General features: G+C 75.7%; 5 protein-coding genes. 1 reads left to right on the forward strand and 4 read right to left on the reverse strand.

Annotation, left to right across the window (positions count from 1 at the left end):
- From ABEB16_RS20965 to ABEB16_RS20980, 4 genes are all read right to left on the reverse strand, one after another.
- Window positions 1–821 (reverse strand): ABC transporter permease (locus ABEB16_RS20965; protein WP_345714121.1); only part of this gene is annotated, 821 nt, incomplete at its 3' end.
- Complete coding sequence (locus ABEB16_RS20970) at window positions 818–1,621, reverse strand: ABC transporter permease (protein WP_345714122.1); 804 nt, start codon at window positions 1,619–1,621, stop codon at window positions 818–820. The genes ABEB16_RS20970 and ABEB16_RS20965, both read right to left, overlap by 4 nt.
- On the reverse strand, window positions 1,621–2,601 hold the full coding sequence (locus tag ABEB16_RS20975) for an ABC transporter ATP-binding protein (RefSeq protein WP_345714123.1): 981 nt from the start codon (window positions 2,599–2,601) through the stop codon (window positions 1,621–1,623). The genes ABEB16_RS20970 and ABEB16_RS20975 overlap by 1 nt, the downstream gene beginning before the upstream one ends.
- Window positions 2,602–2,685: 84 nt before the next feature.
- The gene (locus tag ABEB16_RS20980; protein WP_345714124.1) at window positions 2,686–2,907 is read right to left on the reverse strand and encodes a DUF3046 domain-containing protein; all 222 of its coding nucleotides are present in this window, start codon (window positions 2,905–2,907) and stop codon (window positions 2,686–2,688) included.
- Between the two features lie 71 nt (window positions 2,908–2,978).
- On the opposite strand from ABEB16_RS20980, the gene ABEB16_RS20985 reads away from it, so the two are divergent.
- On the forward strand, window positions 2,979–4,934 hold a 1,956-nt coding region (locus ABEB16_RS20985; protein WP_345714125.1), incomplete at its 3' end, for a DEAD/DEAH box helicase.

Genomic DNA, 4,934 nt, shown 5'->3' on the forward strand with positions numbered 1-4,934 from the left:
TCCAGCCGCCGGGCCGCCACCCGCAGGCCCACCACCCCCATGACGGCGAACACCGCGGCGTGGCCCAGCAGCCCCCAGCCCACCTCCCCCAGCAGCAGACCGCGCTCGAGCTCCACCGCGTGGTACAGCGGGGTGGCCCGCACCACCCACTGCAGGGCCTCCGGGTAGGTGCTCAGCGGGTAGAACGTCGCCGAGAACAGGAACATCGGCAGGATCGCCAGCGTCACGAACTCGAAGTCGTGCCAGGAGCGCATGAACGTCGTCACGGCCATCCCGACACCGGCGAAACCGAAACCCACCAGGGCCGCGGCCGGCAGCGCCAGCAACCCCCACCAGGACCCCACCAGCCCGGCCGCCAGTAGCACGAGGACGAACGCGAGCGCCGCCGAGGCGCCCCGCAGCAGCGACCAGGCGATCTCCGCCACCGCCACGTCCCACGGCCGCAGCGGCGTGGACAGCACCGACTCGTAGAGCTTGGAGTACTTCAGCTTGAAGAACACGGTGAACGTGGAGTCGAACACCGCCCCGTTCATCGCCGTCGAGGCCAGCAGCGCCGGCGCGACGAACGCCGCGTAGGGCACCTCGCGGCCCGAGGGCAGCACCACCTCCCCCACCAGGGCGCCGAGGCCGACACCGAGGGAGAGCAGGTAGAAGACCGGCTCGAAGAACCCGCTGGCGAACTGCAGCCAGTACCGGCGGGCGGTGCGCACGTTGCGCTCCAGCAGCCGGCGCGCCAGGTGCGCACCGGCCGGGAACGGCACGGCACGCACCGCTGCCCGCAGCGCGGCCGGCGCGCGCCGCTCCGTCGTGGTGGTGCTCACCGCAGCAGCCTCCGTGCCATCGTGCGGCGGGTCAGGACGGCGCCCACCGCGGCCCACAGCGCCAGGTACGCCACGTGCAGGACCGCGGAACCGGCGTCCGGTGCGCCGAGGGCGAGGTCGCGGCTGAGGTCCACGCCGTGCCACAGCGGGGTCGCGTACGCCAGCTGCTCCAGGCCGGCGGGCAGGTCCTGCGCGGGGAAGAACGTGCCGGAGAACAGGAACATCGGTGTCACGACGAGGCGGAAGAGCAGGATGAAACCCGAGTCGGTCTCCTGGCCGGCGGAGAACGCCGCGACGGGTGCGGCGTGGGCCAGCCCCGTCAGGACCGCCGCCGGCAGGGCCAGCAGCGCCCACGGCGAGGGCACCGCGCCCAGCGCCGACGCCACGGCGAGGAACACCCCGGCCGCCAGCAGGACCCGGGTGGCCGTGTAGGCCAGGTGGGCGAGCAGGACGTCGAGGACCGTCAGCGGGGTGGCGATCATCGCGTGGTACTGCCGCTGCCACTTCATGGCGGTCATCACCGGGAACGTCGAGCACATCACCCCGGTCTGCATGGCCGTGGCGGCCAGCACGCCCGGGGCGACGAACGCGACGTAGGGCACGCCCAGGGCCGGGTCGGCGCCGGAGTCGACCAGGGAGCCGAGGCCCAGACCCATCGAGGCCAGGAACAGCGCCGGCGCGAGGAAGCTGCTGATCGCCGAGCCGAGGAAGTTGCGGCGGTAGTTCAGCAGCCAGAAGGAGTAGGCGCGCGCGACACCCGCGCCGGGCCGCGGGCGGTGCGCGGACAGCTGGAGGGCCATCAGTCCACCAGCGTCCGGCCGGTGAGGTGGAGGAAGACGTCCTCCAGCGTGGAGCGGCGCGTGAGGGCGGACAGGACGGCGATGCCGCGGCGCTCGGCCTCGGCGGCCACCGCGTCGGCGTCGTCGGTGTAGACGAGCAGCCGGTCGGGCAGCACCTCGGTGCGCCCCGCGCCGCCCGCCAGCACCTCGGCGGCGCGCGCCACCTCCTCCCCGCCGGGTTCGGCCGCCAGCCGCAGCTCCAGGACCTCGCGGGTGGAGTAGCGCTCGATGAGCTGGCGCGGTGAGCCCTCGGCGACGATCCGCCCGCCGTCCATCACGACGAGCCGGTCGCACAGCTGCTCGGCCTCGTCCATGTAGTGGGTGGTGAGCACGAGGGTCACGCCCTGGCGCTTGAGGCGGAACAGCTTGTCCCACAGCACGTGCCGGGCCTGCGGGTCCAGGCCGGTGGTCGGCTCGTCGAGCAGCAGGACCTCGGGGTCGTTGACGAGCGCGCGGGCGATGGTGAGGCGGCGCTTCATGCCGCCGGAGAGCGGCTCGACCTTGTCGTCGGCGCGGTCGGTGAGCTGGGCGAACTCCAGCAGCTCCGCGGCCTTGGCCCGCGCCCGCGCCCGGGACAGGCCGAAGTAGCGGGCGTAGACCAGGACGTTCTCCCGGACGGTGAGCTCCTCGTCGAGGGTGTCGCGCTGCGGCACCACCCCCAGGCGGGCGCGGATCGCCGAGCCGTCGCGGACCGGGTCGGCGCCGAGCACGCGCAGGGTGCCGGCCGTGGGCGGGGAGACGCACCCGATCATCCGCATCGTGGAGGACTTGCCGGCACCGTTGGGGCCGAGGAAGCCGAACGCCTCCCCGCGGGCCACGGCCACGTCGATGCCCGCGACGGCGGTGAAGTCCCCGAAGGCCTTGACGAGGCCGCGCGCCTCGACGAGCGGGCCCGGGGTGCGCTGCGCCGGGGGCGCGGGGGCGGGAGCGGCGCTGGTCACGGTCCTCGACCCTAGCGGCGGGCCCCCGGGGGGTGAACCGGTTTGCGAGGTCACCGCCGCCGTCCGGCCGGGCGCCGCCGCGGCTCAGCGCCGCTTCGGCCGCTCCCGGCCCCAGCGCCGCTCGGCGGGCACGTCGAGCGCGTCGCAGAGGGCGAACCAGACCTCCTTGGGCTCCACGCCGTCCTCCAGCGCCTGCACCGGCGTGCGCTCGCCGAGGGCGAGCAGGACCTGGTCGACGGTGAGGGAGCGGCCGTGGGCCGCGCCGAACTCCTCGTCGACGAGACGCCAGAAGTCGCTCAGCCGCATGGCGCGAGGGTGCCACGGCCGGCCGGGGCCGCGGGAGGGCGGGTGTCGGTGGCGCGTGCTTCGATGCCCGGGTGTCACCACGACGCCGCGCCGAGCCCCCCGCCGCAGCCCCGGACCCCGCCGCCGTCCTGGCGCGCTTCTCCTCCGCCACCCGCGACTGGTTCACCGGTGCGTTCGCCGCGCCCACCGCGGCCCAGCTCGGGGCCTGGGACGCGGTCAGCCGCGGCGAGCACGCCCTCGTGGTGGCCCCCACCGGCTCGGGCAAGACGCTCTCGGCGTTCCTGTGGGCGCTGGACCGCGTCGCGAGCGAGCCGGTGCCCGAGGAGCGGGCGCACCGCTGCCGGGTGCTGTACGTCTCACCGCTGAAGGCGCTGGCCGTCGACGTGGAGCGCAACCTGCGCAGCCCGCTGGCCGGCATCCGGCAGGCCGCCGTCCGCCTCGGCCTGCCGCAGCCGGAGGTGCGGGTGGGCGTCCGCTCCGGCGACACCCCCGCCGAGGAGCGCCGGGCGTTCGCCAGGACGCCGCCGGACGTGCTCATCACCACGCCGGAGTCGCTCTTCCTGCTGCTGACGTCGAAGGCGCGCGAGCAGCTCGCCGGGGTGCGCACCGTCGTGCTCGACGAGGTGCACGCCGTGGCCGGCTCCAAGCGCGGCGCGCACCTGGCCCTGTCGCTGGAGCGGCTCGACGCGCTCGTGGCGGCCGCCGGGGGCGGGCCCGTGCAGCGGGTGGGGCTGTCGGCCACCGTGCGGCCCGTGGAGACCGTCGCCTCCTGGGTGGGCGGCGGGCGGGCGGTGCGCGTCGTGCAGCCGCCCGCGGCCAAGGAGTTCGACCTGCGCGTCGTGGTGCCCGTGCCCGACATGAGCGACCTCGACGCCGGCACCTCCGACCCGGCCGCGGTGGATCTGACGGGCCTGGCGGCCGGCGAGCCGCGCCGGGCCAGCATCTGGCCGCACGTGGAGGAGCGGGTCGTCGACCTCGTCGCCGAGCACCGCTCCACGATCGTCTTCGCCAACTCCCGGCGGCTGTCGGAACGGCTCACCGCCCGGCTCAACGAGGTGTGGGACGCCCGCCTGGACCCCGACGGGCCCGCCGCCCCCGGCCGCCGCGACGCGCAGGCCGTGCAGCCGGCGCAGGTCATGGCCTCCGGCGCCGCCACCGGTGCGCCCGCGGTGCTGGCCCGCGCCCACCACGGCTCGGTGAGCAAGGAGCAGCGCGCCCTCATCGAGGAGGACCTCAAGGCCGGCCGGCTGCCCGCGGTGGTGGCCACCTCCAGCCTGGAGCTGGGCATCGACATGGGCGCCGTCGACCTCGTCGTGCAGGTGGAGTCCCCCCCGAGCGTGGCCAGCGGCCTGCAGCGGGTGGGCCGCGCCGGGCACCAGGTGGGCGCGGTCTCCCGCGGCGTGCTCTTCCCCAAGTACCGCGCCGACCTGCTGCAGACCGCCGTCGTGGTCGAGCGGATGCGCACCGGGCGGATCGAGGCGCTGCGGGTGCCGGCCAACCCCCTCGACGTCCTCGCCCAGCAGGTGGTGGCGATGGTCGCGATGGACGACTGGGCCGTCGACGACCTGCACGAGCTGCTGCGCCGCGCCGCGCCGTTCGCGCAGCTGTCCCGGCCCGTGCTGGATGCCGTGCTCGACATGCTCTCGGGGCGCTACCCCAGCGACGAGTTCGCCGAGCTGCGCCCGCGGCTGGTGTGGGACCGCGTCGGCGGCACGCTCACCGCCCGGCCGGGGGCGCAGCGCCTGGCGGTGACCAGCGGCGGCACCATCCCCGACCGGGGCATGTTCGGCGTGTTCCTCGCCGGCGGGGAGGGCCCGGGCCGCCGCGTCGGCGAGCTCGACGAGGAGATGGTCTACGAGTCCCGCGTCGGCGACGTCATCACCCTGGGCTCCTCCTCCTGGCGGATCGAGGACATCACCCACGACCGGGTGCTGGTCACCCCCGCGCCCGGGCTGCCGGGGCGGCTGCCCTTCTGGCACGGCGACGCCCTCGGCCGCCCCGCCGAGCTGGGCCGGGCGCTCGGCGCG

It is taken from the genome of Kineococcus glutinatus (assembly GCF_039542765.1).
GTDB classification, from domain to species: Bacteria; Actinomycetota; Actinomycetes; order Actinomycetales; family Kineococcaceae; genus Kineococcus_A; species Kineococcus_A glutinatus.

Coding starts and splice junctions, on each gene's coding strand:
- ABEB16_RS20970 (WP_345714122.1), bottom strand. CDS start 1,621: ATGGCCCTCCAGCTGTCCGCGCACCGCCCGCGGCCCGGCGCGGGTGTC.
- ABEB16_RS20980 (WP_345714124.1), bottom strand. CDS start 2,907: ATGCGGCTGAGCGACTTCTGGCGTCTCGTCGACGAGGAGTTCGGCGCG.